Origin of the sequence: Nonomuraea maritima, from assembly GCF_900100395.1 — a bacterium.
Lineage (GTDB): Bacteria > Actinomycetota > Actinomycetes > Streptosporangiales > Streptosporangiaceae > Nonomuraea > Nonomuraea maritima.
In genome coordinates, this window is record NZ_FNFB01000002.1 from 649,836 (window position 1) to 669,911 (window position 20,076).

The window sequence follows — 20,076 nt, forward strand, 5'->3', positions numbered from 1 at the left end:
AACCTTTGATTGCGATGATCGGACGAATTCCCATCACGGACATCTCCCCCGTCGTCGACTGCGGGCAGTGGCCCGCCAAGGCGGTCGCCGGCGAGACCTTCGAGGTCTCGGCGACCGTGTTCCGAGAAGGCCACGACGCCGTGGCCGCCGGTGTGGTGCTCACGTCGCCCGACGGGCAGCGTGGGCCACTCAGACGGATGCGCGAGCTTGCCCCCGGCACCGACCGCTGGGGCGTCGAGGTGTCCTTGCCGTCGGAGGGTGACTGGCTGTTCCGCGTCGAGGCGTGGAGCGACCCGATCGCGACCTGGCTGCACGACGCCGAGATCAAGATCCCGCGCGGCATGGACGTCGACCTCATGTGCGAGGAGGGCGCCCGGCTGTTCGAGCGGGCGGCCAAGGCCGTGCGGCCGGCGGAGTGCCCCAACGGCGCGAACCGGCCGAAGAACGGTGACTCCTGCGGCCACCGCGCGGCGCTGCTGTCGGTGTCGGCCACCCTTCGCGACGACACCACGGACCCGCGGGCCAGGCTGTCGATCGCGCAGCTGCCTGAGACCGCCGCGTTGCTGGAGGCCCACCCGTTCCGCGAGCTGGTGACCAGGTCGAGGTCGCAGAAGATCAGGGTTGACCGCCGCCGGGCGCTCTACGGCTCCTGGTACGAGTTCTTCCCGCGCTCGGAGGGCGCGGTGGTGAGCGAGTCGGGCGTCTCGAAGTCGGGGACGTTCCAGACGGCCGCCAAGCGGCTGCCCGCCATCGCCAAGATGGGCTTCGACGTCGTCTACCTGCCGCCCGTCCACCCGATCGGGCACCGGTTCCGCAAGGGGCGCAACAACACGCTGAGCCCCGAGCCCGACGAGCCCGGCTCGCCGTGGGCGATCGGCTCCGAGGACGGCGGCCACGACGCCGTCCATCCCGACCTCGGCACCCTCGAGGACTTCGACGACTTCGTGGCGCGGGCCAGGGAGCTCGGCATGGAGGTCGCGCTCGACTTCGCGCTCCAGTGCTCGCCGGACCACCCGTGGGTGAAGGAGCACCCCGAGTGGTTCACGGTCCGGGCCGACGGGTCGATCGCGTACGCCGAGAACCCGCCGAAGAAGTACCAGGACATCTACCCGGTCAACTTCGACAAGGACCCCGAGGGCATCTACGCCGAGGTCAAGCGGGTGCTGCTGCACTGGATGGAGCACGGGGTGCGGGTCTTCCGTGTGGACAACCCGCACACCAAGCCGGTGGGGTTCTGGGAGCGGCTGCTGGCCGACATCCACGGCACCGACCCCGACGTGGTCTTCCTGGCCGAGGCCTTCACCCGGCCGGCCATGCTGCGCACGCTCGCCAAGGTGGGCTTCCACCAGTCGTACACGTACTTCACGTGGCGGAACACCAAGGGTGAGGTGGAGAGCTATCTCACCGAGCTGTCCCGGGAGACGTCGAGTTACCTGCGTCCCAACCTGTTCGTGAACACTCCCGACATCCTTCACGAATTCCTTCAGCACGGCGGCGTTCCCGCATTCAAGATCAGGGCCGTACTGGCCGCTCTGGCATCGCCGACATGGGGCGTCTATTCTGGGTACGAACTCGCAGAAAATACCCCGGTACGCCCGGGCAGTGAAGAATATCTTGATAGCGAGAAATATCAGTACAAACCTCGGGATTGGGCGACCGCCGAGCGCGAAGGCCGCAGCCTGGCTCCGTTCATCACGCAGCTGAATTTGTTCCGAAGAGCTCATCCGGCGCTCCAGGAATTGCGTAATCTACGGTTCCACAGGGTCGACCAACCGGACATCGTTTGCTTCTCGAAACGACTTCCGGGCGCCTACGATCCGGCCACACGAAGGCACGGGCTGGGCGACGTCGTTCTGGCGGTCATCAACCTGGATCCACACCACACCCACGAGGCGACCGTAGACCTTGACCTGCCCGCCATCGGTCTCGACTGGAATGCCGAGTTCGTCGTCGACGACGAGCTGTCCGGCGAGACGTACCGCTGGAGGCAGAGCAACTACGTGCGGCTCGACCCCCATATCCAGCCTGCCCACATCCTCACCGTACGAGCCGCGCCTCGGTAGACATGAATTCAGCGGGGAGTCTTCGACGTGTGTGAACGCGCCTCCTTCGTGAGCCGCCTGCGAGGCGACTCATGAGCATCACACCCATTCCCAACACCTTCGACGAGGAGAAGCCGCGCGATCCTCACTGGTACAAGCGCGCCGTCTTCTACGAGGTCCTGATCAGGGGCTTCGCCGACTCCAACGGCGACGGCACCGGAGACATCAAGGGCCTCATCGGCAAGCTCGACTATCTGCAGTGGCTGGGCGTCGACTGCCTGTGGCTGCTGCCGCTGTACGAGTCGCCGCTGCGTGACGGCGGGTACGACATCGCCGACTTCATGAAGATCCTCCCCGACTTCGGAGATCTCGGCGACTTCGTGAAGCTCGTCGACGAGGCGCACAAGCGCGGCATGCGGGTCATCGCCGACCTCGTCATGAACCACACCAGCGACGCCCATCCCTGGTTCCAGGCCTCCCGGCACGACCCTGAGGGTCCGTACGGCGACTTCTACGTCTGGTCCGACACCGACGAGAAGTACCAGGACGCGCGGATCATCTTCATCGACACCGAGACCTCCAACTGGACGTACGACCCGGTGCGCGGGCAGTACTACTGGCACCGCTTCTTCCACCATCAGCCCGATCTCAACTACGAGAACCCGGCGGTGCAAGAGGCGATGATGGAGGTGCTGCGCTTCTGGCTCGACCTCGGCATCGACGGCTTCCGGCTCGACGCGGTCCCCTACCTGTTCGAGGAGGAGGGCACCAACTGCGAGAACCTGCCGAAGACCCACGCCTACCTCAAGCACATCCGCTCGGAGGTCGACCGCCTCTATCCCGACCGGGTGCTGCTGGCCGAGGCCAACCAGTGGCCGTCGGACGTGGTCGAGTACTTCGGCGACCCGGTCAACGGCGGCGACGAGTGCCACATGGCCTTCCACTTCCCGCTGATGCCGCGCATCTTCATGGCCGTCCGCCGCGAGTCGCGCTACCCCATCTCCGAGATCCTGGCCCAGACGCCGAAGATCCCGGAGAACTGCCAGTGGGGGATCTTCCTCCGTAACCACGACGAGCTGACCCTCGAGATGGTGACGGACGAGGAACGCGACTACATGTACACCGAGTACGCCAAGGATCCCCGCATGCGGGCCAACGTCGGCATCCGCCGCCGGCTCGCCCCGCTGCTGGAGAACGACCGCAACCAGATCGAGCTGTTCACCGCCCTGCTGATGTCGCTGCCCGGCTCACCGGTGCTCTACTACGGCGACGAGATCGGCATGGGCGACAACATCTGGCTCGGCGACCGCGACGGCGTCCGTACGCCCATGCAGTGGGACCCCGACCGCAACGCCGGGTTCTCCGACTGCGACCCCGGCCGGCTCTACCTGCCGGTGATCATGGACCCGATCTACGGCTACCAGGCCATCAACGTCGAGGCCCAGCAGAAGAACGCCGGTTCGCTGCTGCACTGGACCCGACGCATGATCGAGATCCGCAAGCGGCACCCGGTCTTCGGGCTCGGCGGGTACGCGGAGCTCAACTCCTCCAACCCGAGCGTGCTGGCGTTCGTCCGTGAGCTGGGCGACGACCGGATGCTCTGCGTGAACAACCTCTCGCGCTTCCCCCAGCCGGTCGAGCTCGACCTGCGCAGGTTCGTCGGCGTCTCCCCCGTGGAAACCATGGGGGGCGTACCATTCCCGGCAATTGGCGAACTTCCGTATCTTTTGACGCTCCCCGGGCATGGGTTCTACTGGTTCACGCTCCCGCCGCCGGCCACCACCCAGGAGGAGTAGGACGTGCTCGACGAGCTCCTTGCCACATGGATCGGCCGCCAACGTTGGTTCGGTGGCAAGGGGCGCCCGATCGACGGGCTGTGGATCGAGTCCGACGTCGAACTCACACCCGGCCTGCGGCACCTGGTGGTCGCCGTCCGGCAGGACGACTCCCGCGAGCGCTACCAGCTGCTGCTGGGTGAGCGCACCGTGCTGCCCGAGCGGCTGGGCCACGCCCTGATCGGCACCCTGGGCGACACGTACCTCTACGACGCCGTGCACGACTCCGACCGTACGGGCTGGCTGCTCGACGGCATGGCGCGCGAGCAGGACCACAACGGCCTGCGCCTGCGCCACATGCCCGGCGCCACCATCGACACCTCTCCGCGCAGCCTCGTGCTCGGCGCGGAGCAGTCCAACACCTCGCTCGTGTACGGCGACGCCTACATCTGCAAGCTGTTCCGGCGGCTGGTCCCCGGCGTGAATCCCGAGCTGGAGATCGTGACCGCGCTCGCCGCCCGCGACGCGCCGCACATCGCGCAGCCGTACGGGTGGATCGAGACCGACCTCGACGGCACCGACACCACGCTCGCGTTCATGCAGGAGTTCCTGTCCGCCGCCAACGACGGCTGGGACCTCGCGCTCACCAGCGTCCGCGACCTGTACGCGTCGCTGCCCGAGGTGCCGGCCGCCGAGGCCGGCGGCGACTTCGCGGCCGAGTCGCTGCGGCTCGGCAGCGCGACCGCCAGGGTGCACCACGAGCTGGCCGCCGCGTTCCCGACGGACGTGATCGCGGTGCACGAGGTCAAGCGCATGGCCGAGGGCTTCAGGCGGCGGCTCGGCCGGGCCGTGGCCGAGGTGCCCGAGCTGCGCGAACACGTGAGCGTGATCGAGCAGGCCTACCACGAGGTCGACCTGCTCACCAGCGAGGTGCCCGTGCAGCGCGTCCACGGCGACTACCACCTCGGCCAGGTGATGCGCACCCCGACGGACTGGGTGGTGCTCGACTTCGAGGGCGAGCCGGGCCAGCCGCTGCAGGAGCGCCGGGCGCTGTCGTCGCCGCTGCGGGACGTGGCAGGGATGCTGCGCTCGTTCGACTACGCGGCGCGGCACCTGCTCGCCGGTCACCCCGAGGCCGGCCGCCTGGAGCCCCGGGCCCAGGAGTGGGCCGACCGCAACCGGGCCGCCTTCCTGGAGGGCTACGCCGAGGGCGGCGGCGTCATCACGGAGGCGGACGCGACGCTGCTGCGCGCGTTCGAGATGGCGAAGGCCGTCTACGAGGTCGTGTACGAGGCCCGCAACCGTCCCGCCTGGATTTCGATCCCCCTGGCCGCCTTCCGTCCGCGTTCTTAGAGCTCTTCGACCAGGCCCGAGAGGCCCTCGTGGCCGAGGCCGCGGCCCGCGCGCCGGTCGATGGCGTCCTTCAGCGGCAGCAGCAGGTCGGGCCTGACGCCCTGCTCCTGGAAGGTGCGCACCAGGGTCTCCATCCCGGACCGGTTGATCTCCAGGTTGGAGACCTCGGTGGCGTGGTCGCCGGACTCGACCTGGGCGGCCATGTGGGGCTGCTGCGCGGCCATCGCGTTCAGCCACGGGACGAGCAGGGACGTGGTGAACTCCCCCACGGGGTATCCCGCGGACCGGACCAGCGCGGCGGCCTCCAGGAAACCGGCGATCTGGCCGTACATGCCGGTCAGCATGGCGAGGTCCAGCAGGGGGGCCAGGCCGGGGTCCTCGCCGGTGAACAGGGAGTCTGCCAGGGCGGCGAGCACGGGCTGGTACCGGTCGAAGGCCGTGCGGGAGCCGCTGTAGAGGATGAGCGCGCCCGGCTCGGCGATCATCTGGGGCACGGCCATGATGCCGCCGTCGAGGTAGCCGGCGGCGCCGCGCCCGGTCACCCATGAGGCGGTCTCCCGGGCCTCAGACGGACGGCCGGTGGTGAGGTTGGCGACCACCTTGCCCTCCAGCGACGCCTCCTCCAGCAGCCCGCGGGTCGCCGGGTAGTCGAGCACGCAGACGATCACCAGGTCGGCGGCCGCGACGGCCGCCGCGGGGGTGTCCGCACGGATCGCGCCCTCGGCCACCAGAGGGTCGGCCTTGGCGGGCGTACGGTTCCACACGGTGACACGGTGGCCGGCGCCGAGGAGGGCGCCCGCGAGGGCGGATCCCATGAGCCCGAGGCCGAGTACGGCGATGTTCTCAGACATAGCAAGATTCCTTCGTCAGGAGGTCAGTGCGTCCACCCTGGCCGGGGCGGGTTATGGTCGGGTTCGGAGTGGGTTATGGGGGACGGATTGCGGTTCGGGGTGCTGGGGCCGCTCACCGTGTGGTCGCCCGGCGGGGAAGCCGTCCGGGTGCCCGAGGTCAAGGTGCGGGCGCTGCTGGCGATCCTGCTGATCCACGCGGGCCGGCCGGTCTCCGCCGACCGGCTGGTCGAGGACCTGTGGGACGGTCGCCCGCCCGCCGGCGCCCGCGCGGCCCTGCGGGTGAAGGTGTCGCAGCTGCGGGCGGTGCTGGGGCGGGAACTGGTGACGTACCAGGCGCCGGGGTACGTGCTGCACGCCGGGCGCGAGGACGTCGACGCCGGCCGGTTCGAGACGCTGCTGGAGAAGGCCCGGCGCGACGACGACCCGAGCGCCCGCGCGGCGCTGCTGCGCGAGGGCCTCGGCCTGTGGCGCGGCGGCGCGTACGACGGCTTCGCCGACGAGCCGTTCGCGCGGACGGCGGTGGCGCGGCTGGAGGAACAGCGGCTGGTCGCGCTGGAGGAGCTCGCCGAGGCGCGGCTCGCGCTGGGCGAGCACGGGCTGCTCGCCGCCGAGCTGAGCGACCTGGTGGCCGAGCACCCGTTGCGCGAGCGGCTGCGGGAGCTGCACGTACGGGCGCTCTACCGGGCCGGGTTGTCGCGCGAGGCGCTGGAGAGCTACCACGACCTGCGGCGGCGGCTGGCCGACGAGCTGGGCCTCGACCCAGGGCCTGCGCTGGTGGCCCTGCACCGGGCGATCCTGGAACGCGACCCTTCCCTGGACCCGCCCAAGGACGCTTCGCCCGGCCGGGTGGGGCTGCCGGTGCCGCTGACCCCCCTCGTGGGGCGGGACGAGGCGGTGGCCGAGGTCGTCGCGCTGCTGCGTACCGCACGGCTGGTCACGCTCGTCGGGCCGGGTGGGGTGGGCAAGACGCGCCTGGCCCTCGCCGTGGCCGGGCGCATCGAGGACGGCGACGTGTGGCTGGCGGAGCTGGCCTCGCTGCCCACGGAGGCGGAGGCGGTCGAGGTCGCCGAGGCGGTCGCAGACGTGCTTGGCCTGCGTGACGACGCCCCCGGCGCGCTGATGGACCGGCTGCCTGCCGCGTTGGCGGGCAGGCCGGCGCTGCTCGTCCTGGACAACTGCGAGCACGTGGTGGAGCAGGCGGCCGAGCTGGCCGACCGGCTGCTGCGGGCCGTGCCAGGGCTTCGGGTGCTCGTCACCGGGCAGGCGCCGCTGGGGATCGCGGGCGAGCGGGTGTGGAGCGTGCCGCCGCTCGCTCAGGAGGCGGCGGTGGAGCTGTTCACGGCGCGGGCCGGCGTCCCGCCGGACGCCGACGTCGCCGAGATCTGCGCGCGGCTGTACGGCATCCCGCTGGCGCTGGAGCTGGCCGCCACCAGGATGCGGGCGCTGACACCGCGTCAGTTCGCCGAACGCCTCGACGACCGCTTCCGGCTCCTCGGCTCCGGCCTGCGCACCGCGCCGGCCCGGCAGCGGACCCTGCGGGCCGTGATCGACTGGAGCTGGGAGCTGCTGACGGACGCCGAACGCGTCGTGCTGCGGCGGCTGGCCGTGCACGCCGACGGATGCACCCTGGAGGCGGCCGAGGAGGTGTGCGCCGAGCCCGGCCTCGACGTGCTCGACCTGCTGGCCCGCCTGGTCGACCGTTCACTCGTGGTCCGTACGCCCGGCCCTCGCTACCGTCTGTTGGAGTCGGTGGCCGCGTACTGCCGGGAGCGGCTGGCGGAGGCCGGAGAGCTGGACGCCGTACGGCTGCGGCACGTCCGCCACTACACGGACCTGGCCGAGCGTACGGAGCCGGCCCTGCGCGGTCACGGGCAGCGGCAGGCGCTCGCCCTGCTCGACGCCGAGCACGCCAACCTGCGCGCGGCCCTGGAGGCGGCGGTACGGGCGGGGGCGGCCGGGGAGGCGCTCCGGCTGGTGAACGCGCTGGCCTGGTCGTGGGTGCTGCGCGGCAGACTCGGAGAGGGCCGCCGCGCGCTGGAGTCGGCCCTGTCGATCACGGACCCGTCCCCATGTGGAGCGGTGGCGCAGGCACGGGTGTGGGCGGCCGGGCTGACGCTGCTGGCGGGGCGGCTCGTGCCGGTCGACGTCGCGCTGATCGACGTGGTGGAGGATCCGCGGGCCAGGGCGCGGGCGCGGTGGTTCGCGGGCTTCGCGCTGTTCGGCTACGGAGATCTGTCGGCGAGCGTGGAGCTGGTGGAGACGGCATTGGCGGAGTTCCGCGAGCTCGGTGACACGTGGGGGACGGCCGCCGCGCTCAACGTCCTCGGGCGCCAGGCCGTCCTGCGCGGCGACCTGGACGCGCTGCGCGAGCACGCGGAGCGGGCGCTGGAGCTGTTCCGGCGGCTCGGCGACCGGTGGGGCGAGCTGCGGGCGGCCGAGAACCTCGGCACCCTGGCCGAGATCACCGGCGACTACGAGCGGGCCGCCGCGCTGCGCCGCGAGGGGCTGGCGATGGCCGAGGAGCTCGGCCTGTGGAGCTCGGTGTCCGACGCGCTGTCGCGCCTGGGCAGGATCGCCCTGCTGACCGGCGACCGCGCGGCCGCCGACGAGCACCACGAGCGCGCGGCACGGCTGGCGGCGGCGCAGTCGAACCGGCCCGCCGAGGAGTTCGCCGAGCTGGGTCTCGCGCTCTCGGCCCGCAGGCAGGGCCGGCTCGCCGAGGCGGAGCGACGGCTGCGCACCTGGCTGAGCTGGGTCGAGGACGTGTCCGGCGACCCCGGCGCGGCGCTGATCCTGGCCGAGCTGGGCTTCGTCGCCGAGCAGCGCGGCGACGCGGCGGGCGCCCTCGACCTGCAGCGCCGGGCGCTGGCGGTGGCCCGCAAGGTCGGCGACCCGCGGGCGATCGCGCTCGCGCTGGAAGGGCTGGCGGGCGCGCTGGCCCTCGACGGCCACCCTGAGCAGGCGGCCCGCCGCCTGGGCCGCGCCGCCGCACTCCGCGCCTCCGCCGGCGCGCCACTGCCACCCGCCGAACGCGGCGACGTCAACCGCATCGAGGCCACCCTCCGCGCCGCCCTTGGCCCGGACACCGTCGCCGCCGCCATGACCAACGGCGCCACCCTCCCCTTGGAGGACCAGCCGAGCCCACCCCCTGCCCGGACACCGCCACCATGACCCGCGCTCCCTTGGAGGACACGTCGGGCCAAGAAGTGGGAAAGGGCTAGTTATCCGAAGCGGGCGTCCTGTTGTGATCAGGGCGTGATTTTGCACCTTCGGTGATTGTCGCCGTGAAAGCGGGCAGTGCCTGGGATGGACGGTCATCCTAAGGCAGGGTTGGGAGCATGCCGATGAGGACAGAGCTCGACCGCCTCGCGGGCGGGGCGCACCACGATCCGCACTCCGTGCTCGGAGCGCACCCCGTGTCCGGCGGGGTCGTCTTCCGCACGCTGCGCCCGCTCGCCGAACGCGTGCGCGTGAAGCTGGAGGACGGCACCGCCAAGGACACGGCGCACGCCATGAAGCACGTGGCCCACGGGGTGTTCGAGGTGACCGTGCCGGGGCTGGACAAGGTGCCCGCGTACGCGCTGGAGGTGACGTACGCGGGCGCCCCGCCCTTCGAGACGCGCGACCCGTACCGGCACTGGCCGACGCTCGGGGAGGTGGACCTGCACCTCATCGGCGAGGGACGGCACGAGCGGCTGTGGGAGGTCCTCGGCGCCCGCGTGATGACGCACGAGGACGTGCCGGGCACCGCGTTCGCGGTGTGGGCGCCGAACGCGCGCGGCGTCCGGGTGGTCGGCGACTTCAACCACTGGGACGGCGCCGCCTTCCCGATGCGGTCGCTCGGACGTTCTGGAGTATGGGAGCTGTTCGTCCCCGGGCTGGGCGCGGGCGAGCGGTACAAGTACCGCATCCTCGGCGCCGACGGGGTGTGGCGGGAGAAGGCCGACCCGATGGCCCGGCGGACCGAGGTGCCGCCGATGACCGCGTCCGTGATCGACAAGTCCGACTACAGCTGGCAGGACGACGCCTGGATGGTCGAGCGCCGCTCGGCGCTGCCGCAGACCGGGCCGATGAGCATCTACGAGGTGCACCTCGGCTCGTGGCGGCCTGGCCTGTCGTACGTCGAACTGGCCGACCAGCTCTCCGAGTACGCAGCCGACATGGGCTTCACCCACGTCGAGCTGCTGCCGGTGGCCGAGCACCCGTTCGGCGGCTCGTGGGGCTACCAGGTGACCTCGTACTACGCGCCCACGGCGCGGTTCGGCACGCCCGACGAGTTCCGCCACTTCGTCGACCGGCTGCACCAGCGCGGCATCGGCGTCCTGCTCGACTGGGTGCCTGCGCACTTCCCGATGGACGACTGGGCGCTGGCCCGCTTCGACGGCACCCCGCTGTACGAGCACGCCGACCCGGCGCGGGGCGAGCACCCCGACTGGGGCACGTACGTCTTCGACTTCGGACGGCGGGAGGTGCGCAACTTCCTGGTCGCCAACGCGCTGTTCTGGCTGAAGGAGTTCCACATCGACGGCCTGCGGGTGGACGCGGTCGCCTCGATGCTCTATCTCGACTACTCGCGGCGCGAGGGCGAGTGGACGCCCAACGTCTTCGGCGGCCGGGAGAACCTCGACGCGGTGGAGTTCCTCAAGGAGATGAACGCCGTCTGCTACCGCGAGGCCCCCGGCATCTCGATGGTGGCCGAGGAGTCGACGGCCTGGCCGGGCGTGACGCGGCCGGCGCACCTCGGCGGGCTCGGGTTCGGCTTCAAGTGGAACATGGGCTGGATGCACGACACGCTCGAGTATCTGCGCCACGAGCCGATCTTCCGCCAGTACCACCACCACCAGATGACGTTCTCGCTGTTGTACGCCTACTCCGAGAACTACGTGCTGCCGCTGTCGCACGACGAGGTCGTGCACGGCAAGGGCTCGCTGCTCGGCAAGATGCCGGGCGACGAGTGGCAGCGGTTCGCGCAGCTGCGGGCGCTGCTGACCTTCATGTGGGCGCATCCGGGCAAGCAGCTGCTGTTCATGGGCGGTGAGTTCGGCCAGGGCTCGGAGTGGTCGGAGGAGCGCGGGCTCGACTGGTGGGTGCTGGAGTTCGACGGCCACCAGGGCGTGCAGCGCCTGGTCCGCGACCTGAACCGGATCTACAGGGAGACGCCGGCGCTGTGGGAGCAGGACTGCAAGCCGGAGGGGTTCCGGTGGATCGACGCCGACGACGCCTCGGGCAACACGTTCTCGTTCGTCCGCTACGCGGCCGACGGCTCTGCGGTGGCGTGCGTGGTCAACTTCAGCGGCGGGCCGCACGAGCACTACCGGCTCGGGCTCCCGTACGGGGGCCGGTGGACGGAGATCGTCAACACCGACGCGTACGACTACTGGGGCAGCGGCGTGGGCAACCAGGGGGCGGTCGAGGCCGGGGACGATCCGTGGCACGGGCTGCCGCACTCGACGACGCTGCGGGTGCCGCCGCTCGGCGCGGTGTGGCTCAGGCACGAACGGTGACGCCGGGCTGGGCGTCGGGTGCGCGGAGGCTGAGAGTTCCGTGAGAATGCGGGTCGCACGTATGGGCTCTTCCGACAAACCACCCTAAACTCCGAGATCATCCCCTCTCGGAGGACGCGTGCGATTCCGCCCCCTGATCGTGTGCTCGATCGCGCTGGCACTGCTGCCGCTGTCGGCCCCGGCCCATGCCGACCCCACGCCCTTGCCCACTCCCGTGCAGGCGCCCGTGCAGGCGCCGGACGTCGCCCCGACGCCCCCGCAGGCTCCCCCCGAGGAGCCCGCTCAGGACCCGGTCGCCCCGGAGGACGTCACACCGGAGGACCTCACTCCGGAAGACGTCACACCGGAAGACAAGGTCGAGGACGGCCTGGGCGTCGACGGCGGCAGTGAGCGCGCCGTCGTCGAGCTCACCGGCACCGCGGAGCACGACCCCGTGGCCCGCCAGGCGGCGGCCGACAGCGTGGACGTGCTGCTCCAGCCGCAGGACCAGCCGTTCATGGTGGTCGAGGGCACCGCGGACGAGCTGGCCGCGCTGGCCGAGGACCCGCGGGTCTCGTCCATCCACCGCGACCGCACCTACACCCCGGTCGCGCTCGGCCCGAGCCTCTCGCTGATCGGCGCCGACCGGGCGCACGCGCGCAACGTCACCGGCGCCGGCCAGGCCGTGGCCGTGCTCGACACCGGCATCGACCCCGACCACCCGTGGTTCCAGGGCCGCATCCTGGCCCAGGCGTGCTTCTCGGCCGTGGAGGACGGCGTCGAGTCGCTCTGCCCGAACGGCCTGACGGAGCAGACCGACGGCGACGCGGCCGACGCCACCACCGAGCGGTGCCTGTCCGGCGGGGTCAACCTGTGCGACCACGGCTCGCACGTCGCCGGCATCGCGGCGGGCACCGGGGGCGTCGCCCCTGGCGCGGGCATCGTCGCGGTGCAGGTGTTCAGCCGGGTCAACGACGAGGACGTCTGCGGCGAGCCGTCGTGCCTGCTGGCGTACGAGTCGTCGCTGCGCCAGGCCATGGACTACGTGACGAACCTCCAGCTCCCCCAGCCGATCGCGGCGGTGAACCTGAGCCTCGGCGGCATGCCGTCCGACACCGTGTGCGACACCTCGGAGGAGGGCGAGATCTTCAAGCCGAAGATCGACGCGCTGCTGGCCAAGGGCATCGCGACCGTGGTGGCGGCGGGCAACGAGTACACCGACGGGGCGTCGGCTCCCGCGTGCGTCTCGACGGCGGTGGCGGTCGGCGCGAACGACGCGCAGGACCTAGTCGCCGACTTCTCCAACCGGGGAGCGCTGCTGGACTTCTTCGCGCCCGGCGTGGACATCGAGTCGGCGGTGCCCGACGACTCGACCATGGTCTACAGCGGCACCTCCATGGCGACCCCGCACGTGACCGGCGCGCTGGCGCTGATGCGGCAGGCCTATCCGGGTACCCCGACGGCCGAGCTGGTCGAGACGTTGAAGCGCACCGGCCGGCCGTACGTGTACGACTCGAACGGCACGCAGGTCACCACGCCGCGGCTGGACCTCGCGGCGGCGCTGGGCGACGCGCCCGTGCAGCCGCCGGTCACGCAGTCGCCTGCCCTGCCGAGCGAGCCGGACGTGCCGGACGTGCCGGAGCCCGACCCGTACGTGAGCGGTCCCACGCCTGAGCCGGACGCGCCGGCGGACCCGCAGCCGCAGCCGCAGCCGAGCGTGAGCCCGGTGCCGCTGCCCAGGGTGACCGTCACGGTGACGGTCACGCAGACGCCGCCGTCGGCGTCCGCGGTCTGCACGCGCGCCACCAAGGCGAAGAAGCTGACGTCCGCGAAGTGGGCCGTGGAGATCCACCGCAGCAGCGGCACGATCCCGGACGCGACGCTCGGGTGCTACCTGAAGCTGATCAGCAAGTCGAGCAAGGTCTTCCCCGAGCTGACGAAGGCGTCGTCGCTGGGGACGGCGTACCGGGTGCTGAAGAACACGCGGACGGGCAAGGCCCGGCTGGACAGCGCGCTGCTCACGGCCTGGCTGAACTGGGCGCACGGCGTGAACGGCACCTCGGCCATGGTCGCCGCGGAGAAGGTGCGCATGAGCAGGAAACCGTCGGCGGCGACGCTGAAGAAGGCCACAACCAAGGTGCTGAAGACCACTAAATAACGAAATAGCACGAAAAGTCCGGATGCTTCGGCATCCGGACTTTTCGTGGGCGCGTGCACGAAGCAAAAACGGCACCAACGTTTCCTCTGGTCGCATACGTCACGGACATCACGCTTGTGACAGGTGGGGATGCCTGTCGCTGTACGCGAAGCCAGGACCCGGGACATGCTTCGCGGCCCGACCCTCCACACAGGCAACCGACCCATGGAGGAACAAGTGAGGCTACGGTCTCTGCTGACCTGTGCCGTGACACTGGCCCTGACCGGTGCCACATTGGGCACGGCCCCGACCACGTACGCCGCCACCGTTCAAGCGCTGAGCACGATCACCGCCGACGATCCCAAGGACAGCACCGGTCCCGTCATCAGCCCGTCGCTGGTGTCGGAGATCAACGCCAAGAGCAGTGTGCGCTCCATCATCCAGCTCAAACCCGGCCAGAGCGTCCGCGACGTGGCCATGGACATCGAGCAGGCGTCCAAGGGAAGCCGCGTGCTGGAGGCCGCCAAGTCGCCGAACTTCTTCGTCGCCGAGGTGGACGTCCCGACGCTCAACACACTGAAGAAGGACAAGCGCGTCCAGGCCGTCTACGAGGACCAGCTGAGCGTGCCCTTCCGTGACGGCGGCGCGCGCCTGATCAGCTCCGAAGAGGCGCACCAGGCCGGTTACACGGGGACGGGCACCACGATCGCCGTCCTCGACACCGGCATCGACCGCGACCACCCGTACTTCGCCGGCCGGATCGTGGACGAGGCGTGCTTCTCCAGCTCCGACGCGAGCGACCGCACGGTCTCGCTCTGCCCGAACAACCAGCCGAGCCAGACGGGCCCCGGCTCGGCCGACGCCGAGACCCCGCAGTGCATCTCCAACGGCTCGAACCTCTGCTTCCACGGCTCGCACGTGGCGGGGATCGCGGCGGGCAGGACGACGACCGGCGCCCCGCCCGACGGCGCCGCCCCGGGGGCCCGCATCCTCGCGATCCAGGTCTTCAACCGGGCGGACGACCCGGCCACCTGCGGCGGACGGGCGCCGTGCCTGCGCAGCTACACCTCGGACCAGAAGCTCGCGCTCGAGTACGTCATGCGCATGGTGAAGGCCCACAACATCGCGGCGGTGAACCTGAGCCTCGGCAGCGGCGGCCCGTTCACCGAGGCGTGCGACGAGAACGCCCGCGCGGCTGCGCTCAAGCAGGAGTTCGACGCGTTGCTGGCCCAGAGGGTGGCCTCGGTGGTCGCCGCCGGCAACAACGGCTTCGAGAACGGCGTGTCCACACCGGCGTGCATCTCGACGGCCGTCACCGTCGGCGCGACGGACGGCTCCGACGCGCTCGCCTCGTTCTCCAACCGCGGCCCGCTGCTCGACCTGCTCGCGCCAGGTCAGAACATCCGGTCCGCGGTGCCCGACGACGCCTACGCGAACGTGAGCGGCACCTCGATGGCGGCGCCGAACGTGGCGGGGGCGTTCGCGCTGATGCGGCAGGCGTTCCCTGACTACACGGTGGAGCAGAGCCTGCAGCGGCTGCAGGACACCGGCGCCAAGATCTCGTACCGCTCGGGCGGGCAGCAGGTGACCGCGGCCCAGGTCGACGTGGCACGCGCCACCTCGGCCGAATCCCAGGCCTGACGAGCAGCGAAGAAAGGGCCGGGCCCGCGCCCGGCCCTTTCTCGGGACGACTCGAATAAAAGGGGCAACGGAACACTTCCCTCCCTCTGACATCGGTTGTTTAATAAATGAACTTTTGCCGACAAAAACCCCCCGAACCTCCGGAGGAACAGTTGAGGCTGATGTCCCTGCTGGCAGGCGCCGCCGCGTTAGCCGCCGCCTCGGCAGCGCTCGTCGCCACACCCGCTCTCGCCGACCCCGAATCCAAGATCGACCCGGCCATCACCGCGACCGGTGAGCACCGCGCCATCGTCCGCGTGCAGCAACCGGCCCAGGTCGCGACCCTCAAGGCCGGCGCCGAGGAGGTCAGGCGGGGCAAGCGCAACGTCTCCGCCGAGCCGCCCGCCGAGATCGCGCAGCAGCTCGACTTCTTCGTCTACCGCGGCACCCGCGCGGAGCTGGAGCAGATCGCCGAGGACAGCGGCGTCGTGTCGATCCGCCCGGACAGGCTCAACGCGCCCTCCCTCGTGGAGAGCATCCCGCTGATCGGCGCCGACCAGGCGCACAAGCGGAACTACACCGGCAAGGGCACGGCCGTGGCGATCCTCGACACCGGCATCGACAACGACCACCCCGCCTTCGCCGGCCGCATCGCCGCCCAGGCGTGCTTCTCGGCCACCGACCCCGTCGACGGCTCGAAGCCGCTCTGCCCGAACGGCAGCCAGTTCCAGATCGGCGAGGGCGCCGCGAACGCCGAGAGCGCCGCCTGTATGGACGCGGCACCGCTGCCGCAGTACGGCCTCTGCTACCACGGCACCCACGTGGCCGGCATCGCGGCCGGCCAGGCGACGCCCGAGTTCCCCGCCTCCGGCGTGGCTCCCAAGGCCACGATCGTGCCGGTGCAGGTGTTCAGCCGGTTCGACAACTCGCCGTACTGCCAGGGAGCGCCCTCGTGCGTCCTCGCCTACGACTCCTCGATCCTGACCGGCATGGCGTACGCGAACCTGCTGGCCGACCAGTACAACATCGCCGCGGTCAACCTGAGCCTGGGCGGCGGCCTGTACGCCACGGCATGTGACACGACCGACGGTGCCGACTTCAAGGCCGAGGTGGACCAGCTGCTCGCCAAGGGCACCGCGACGGTGGTCGCCTCCGGCAACGAGGGCTTCGACTCCCAGGTGTCGTGGCCGGCGTGCGTGTCCACCACGGTCGCGGTCGGCGCCACGGACAAGCAGGACGCGGTGGCGCCGTTCTCCAACCGGGGCGCGCTGATCGACGTGTTCGCCCCCGGCGCGAGCATCTCCGCGGCCATCACGGGCAACGCCTACGCCACCCTGAACGGCACGTCGATGGCGACCCCGCACGTCGCGGGCGCCTTCGCGCTGCTGCGCCAGAAGGACAAGAAGGCTCCGGCCGACAAGCTGCTGAGCGCGCTGGTGCGCACCGGCAAGCCGATCACGTACGCGAGCGCCGGCGCCGAGGTCACGACGCCGCGCATCGACGTCTGGGCGGCACTCCACAAGCGCAAGTAGTCCTGAGACATGAAGGGGCGTCCCACTCGGGACGCCCCTTTTCTCGCTCATGGGTCCGTTCTCACTCACCCGACACGTTCCCGTGTGCGTCGCTTAGGGTGGCTTGTATGGACGCAGGCAAGGCGATCTTCGAAGCCGTCGACAAGCTTCGCCAGCGGCGTACGGCCCCGCTGGTGCTGGAGCTCGATCTCACCGAGGGCCTGACCGAGGGCCCACCGACGGACCCGCTCGCCGCGGTGCTGTCCATGCGCAAGCCCCGCCTGAGCGACGTGCTGTCGGGGCTCAAGCGGGCCCGGCAGGACCCCCGGGTCATGGCGCTCATCGTCAAGATCGGGGCCAACCCGCTGGGCCTGGCCATGGTCCAGGAGCTGCGCCAGGCCGTGGTCCGCTTCCGGGCGTCCGGCAAGCTGACCGTGGCGTTCGCCGAGACGTTCGGCGAGTTCGGGGGCGGCACCGTCCCCTACTACCTCGCCTCCGCGTTCGAGCGCGTCTGCCTGCAGCCGAGCGGCGACGTCGGGCTGACCGGGGTCGCCATGGAGCAGCGCTTCCTCAAGGGCGCGCTCACCAAGCTCGGCGTCGGCTACGAGGTCGGGCAGCGGCACGAGTACAAGACGGCCGCCAACACCTTCACCCACGACCACATGACCGAGCCCCACCGCGAGTCGACGAGCCGCATCGTCGAGTCGGTCGCCGACACCCTCGCGGCCGGCATCGCCGACGGGCGCCGGCTCGACCGCGACAAGGTGCGCGAGCTGATCGACCGCGGGCCGTTCACCGCCGCCGAGGCGCTGGAGGCGGGCCTGGTCGACGAGCTGGCCTACCGCGACGAGGTCTACGACGAGGTCAGGCGCGTCGCGGGCGCCGACTCGCACCTGCAGTTCGTCTCCCGCTACGCCAAGGCCACGACCGTGCGCAAGCTGCCCCAGCCGGGGGCCGACGCGATCGCGCTCGTGCACGCCACCGGCATGATCAGGACGGGTCGCAGCGGTCGCAGCCCGCTGGGCGGCGGCGGGGCGATGGGCTCCGACACGATCAGCGCGGCGCTGCGGGCGGCCCGGCGTGACCAGCACGTCAAGGCCGTGGTGTTCCGGGTCGACAGCCCCGGCGGCTCGTACGTGGCGAGCGACACCGTCTGGCGCGAGGTCACGCTGACGCGCAGGGTCAAGCCGGTGATCGTGTCGATGGGCGACGTGGCGGCCTCGGGCGGCTACTTCATCGCGATGGCCGCCGACGTGATCGTCGCCCAGCCGGGCACGCTGACCGGCTCGATCGGCGTCTACGGCGGCAAGCCCGTCCTCTCCGAACTGCTCGAGAAGATCGGGATAAGTTCGGAAATGGTGGCAGAAGGGGCGAATGCCGGGATGTTCTCCACATCCCAGAGCTTCTCCCCCGAGCAGTGGACCCGCGTCAACTCCTGGCTCGACCGCATCTACGACGACTTCGTGGGCAAGGTCGCCCAGAGCCGCGACCTCACCCGCGAACGCGCCCACGAACTGGCCCGCGGCCGCGTGTGGACCGGCGCCGACGCCCACGCCGGCGGCCTGGTCGACGAGCTCGGCGGCCTGGAGGACGCGCTCGACCTGGCCAGGAAGCGCGCCCGGCTGGCCGACGACGCGCCCGTGCGCGTCTACCCGCGGGTCAACCCGCTGGAGCGGCTGCGCGGGCCGGAGTCGAGCGAGGACAAGTCGGCGGCGCTCGCCCGCATCCGGATGGACGCCTGGGGCCCGTTCGCCCGCCTGTCCGCCGAGCTGGGCCTGCCCGCCGCCGGCCCGCTCGTCCTGCCCGCCTGGTACGTCATCCGCTGAGCCGTCACGACACCGTGGTCCGGTAGCGGCCGCGCACGCGCACCAGAGGGCGCAGCGACGCGTCGACGTACGGGACGGAAAGGATCGTGGCGAGGTAGAGCGTGTGATCGCCGGCCGGGATCACCTTGGTGGTCTCGGCCTCGATCGCAGCCACCCCACCCTCGACGACCAGCGCCTCCGTGTGCTCCCCGCGGTGGTGCGGGGTGCCCGCGACCAGCAGGCGGGCGCTGGGCCGACCCGGCGTGGCGAAGCGGCTGGCGACGGCCGCCTGCTCGGACGACAGCAGCGACGCCGCCCAGCGGTCCTGCCGCAGCAGCACCTCGTTGAGGTAGCCGGCGCTGGCCAGGCTCACCATCACCAGCGGCGGCTCCAGCGAGACGGACATCAGCGCCGACACCGTCGTGCCGATGTCGTCGCGGCCGTCGCGGGCGGTCACCACCGCCACCCCCGCGGCCAGCTGCGCCATCGCCTCGGTGAACAGCTCGCTCAAAGCGAGGACCTCCCCTGCAGGGAGGCCCTCTGACGAGCGGCGGGCGTCAGAGGAGCCCGTTGGAGGTCAGCCATTCCTTGGCCACCGTAGCGGGTTCGTCCTTGTTGACGTTGATCTGCTGCATCATGCCGAGGAGCGACTCGGTGGTGAGCTTCGCCGAGACGCCGTTCAGGGTGGTCCTGATGGTCTCGGTGGCGGACGACTTGTGCAGCAGCGGCGTGACGTTCTGGGCCGGGAAGATGTTCTTCGGGTCCTGGAGCGCCACCAGGTCGTTGGCGACCATCTTGGGGTCGGTGGTGAAGACGTTGCCGACCTGGATCGAGCCGTCCTTCAGCGCGTCGGCCGTGGTCGGGCCGGTCGGCTTCCACTCCTTGAACTCGAGCCCGTAGACGTCCTTGAAGCGGGTCTCCCACCGGCTCTTGAACTCGGGCGGACCGCCGACGACCATGTCCTTCGAGACCTTGGCGAGGTCCTCCATCGTGGTGAGCCCGCGCGAGGTCTGCGTCTCCTTGGTGACGGAGAGGCTGTCCTTGTCCTCGGCCGGGGCGGAGTCGAGCACCTCCACCTCAGGCGGCAGCTTCTGCTTCAGTTCCGCGTCGACCTCGTCGGTCGACGCGGCGGTGCTCTTGGGGTCGAGGTAGGCGAGCAGGTTGCCGTTGTACTCGGGCACGATCGTCAGGCCGCCGCTCTTGACCTGGCCGTAGACGACCTCACGGCTGCCGATGCGCGGCTTCTCCTCCACCTGTACGCCCTTCGCCTCCAGCGCCTGGGCGTAGATCGAGGAGAGCAGGACGCTCTCGTCGAAGTCGAAGGAGCCGATGACGGCCTTGCCGCCGTCGGCGGTGGAGCCGGTGGGGGCCGCGGACGTCGCGTCGAGCGGGTTGCCGGGCGTTCCGCCACCGCCGCTGCCGCAGGCGGCCAAGCCGAGCATCGCCGAGAGGAGGAGCCCCGCGATGCCGTACGTGCGTCTCATCTTCCTTTTCCCTTC

At 70.9% G+C, this 20,076-nt stretch carries 12 protein-coding genes; 9 read left to right on the forward strand and 3 right to left on the reverse strand.

Annotation, left to right across the window (positions count from 1 at the left end; genetic code table 11):
• Positions 1-14: 14 nt before the first annotated feature.
• The 3 genes from BLR04_RS06675 (at position 15) to BLR04_RS06685 (ending at position 5,170) form a co-directional block, all read left to right on the forward strand.
• Positions 15-2,063, forward strand: coding sequence for an alpha-1,4-glucan--maltose-1-phosphate maltosyltransferase (locus BLR04_RS06675; protein WP_090760591.1), 2,049 nt, complete (start codon positions 15-17; stop codon positions 2,061-2,063).
• A gap of 71 nt (positions 2,064-2,134) precedes the next feature.
• A complete protein-coding gene (treS, locus tag BLR04_RS06680; protein WP_090760593.1) occupies positions 2,135-3,838 on the forward strand; it encodes a maltose alpha-D-glucosyltransferase in 1,704 nt (567 codons plus the stop codon).
• 3 nt (positions 3,839-3,841) lie between these two features.
• On the forward strand, positions 3,842-5,170 hold the full coding sequence (locus BLR04_RS06685) for a maltokinase N-terminal cap-like domain-containing protein (RefSeq protein ID WP_090760595.1): 1,329 nt from the start codon (positions 3,842-3,844) through the stop codon (positions 5,168-5,170).
• Here BLR04_RS06685 and BLR04_RS06690 read toward each other — a convergent pair.
• The gene (locus BLR04_RS06690; RefSeq protein ID WP_090760597.1) at positions 5,167-6,021 is read right to left on the reverse strand and encodes an NAD(P)-dependent oxidoreductase; all 855 of its coding nucleotides are present in this window, start codon (positions 6,019-6,021) and stop codon (positions 5,167-5,169) included. The two genes, BLR04_RS06685 and BLR04_RS06690, sit on opposite strands and share 4 nt — an antisense overlap.
• 75 nt (positions 6,022-6,096) lie before the next feature.
• On the opposite strand from BLR04_RS06690, the gene BLR04_RS06695 reads away from it, so the two are divergent.
• The 6 genes from BLR04_RS06695 (at position 6,097) to sppA (ending at position 18,598) form a co-directional block, all read left to right on the forward strand.
• On the forward strand, positions 6,097-9,192 hold the full coding sequence (locus tag BLR04_RS06695) for an AfsR/SARP family transcriptional regulator (protein ID WP_245740056.1): 3,096 nt from the start codon (positions 6,097-6,099) through the stop codon (positions 9,190-9,192).
• 173 nt (positions 9,193-9,365) lie between these two features.
• Positions 9,366-11,525 carry a 1,4-alpha-glucan branching protein GlgB gene (gene glgB / locus BLR04_RS06700; protein WP_090760601.1) on the forward strand — a complete coding sequence of 720 codons (2,160 nt, stop codon included), beginning with the start codon at positions 9,366-9,368 and terminating at the stop codon, positions 11,523-11,525.
• A gap of 118 nt (positions 11,526-11,643) precedes the next feature.
• Entirely contained in the window at positions 11,644-13,662 is a 2,019-nt protein-coding gene (locus BLR04_RS06705; RefSeq protein WP_090760603.1) for a S8 family peptidase, read from the forward strand.
• A 216-nt stretch (positions 13,663-13,878) separates the two neighbouring features.
• A complete protein-coding gene (locus BLR04_RS06710) occupies positions 13,879-15,282 on the forward strand; it encodes a S8 family peptidase (protein ID WP_176902967.1) in 1,404 nt (467 codons plus the stop codon).
• A gap of 161 nt (positions 15,283-15,443) precedes the next feature.
• Positions 15,444-16,793, forward strand: a complete 1,350-nt coding sequence (locus tag BLR04_RS06715) for a S8 family peptidase (protein ID WP_176902968.1) — start codon at positions 15,444-15,446, stop codon at positions 16,791-16,793.
• A 107-nt stretch (positions 16,794-16,900) separates the two neighbouring features.
• The gene (gene sppA / locus BLR04_RS06720; RefSeq protein ID WP_090760609.1) at positions 16,901-18,598 is read left to right on the forward strand and encodes a signal peptide peptidase SppA; all 1,698 of its coding nucleotides are present in this window, start codon (positions 16,901-16,903) and stop codon (positions 18,596-18,598) included.
• Between the two features lie 4 nt (positions 18,599-18,602).
• On the opposite strand, the gene BLR04_RS06725 is transcribed toward sppA, so the two are convergent.
• Both BLR04_RS06725 and BLR04_RS06730 read right to left on the reverse strand, forming a co-directional pair.
• Positions 18,603-19,088, reverse strand: a complete 486-nt coding sequence (locus BLR04_RS06725; protein ID WP_245740057.1) for a flavin reductase family protein — start codon at positions 19,086-19,088, stop codon at positions 18,603-18,605.
• A 46-nt stretch (positions 19,089-19,134) separates the two neighbouring features.
• Positions 19,135-20,061 (reverse strand): ABC transporter substrate-binding protein, encoded by a 927-nt coding sequence (locus tag BLR04_RS06730; RefSeq protein WP_090760612.1) that lies wholly within the window; start codon positions 20,059-20,061, stop codon positions 19,135-19,137.
• Positions 20,062-20,076: the final 15 nt, after the last annotated feature.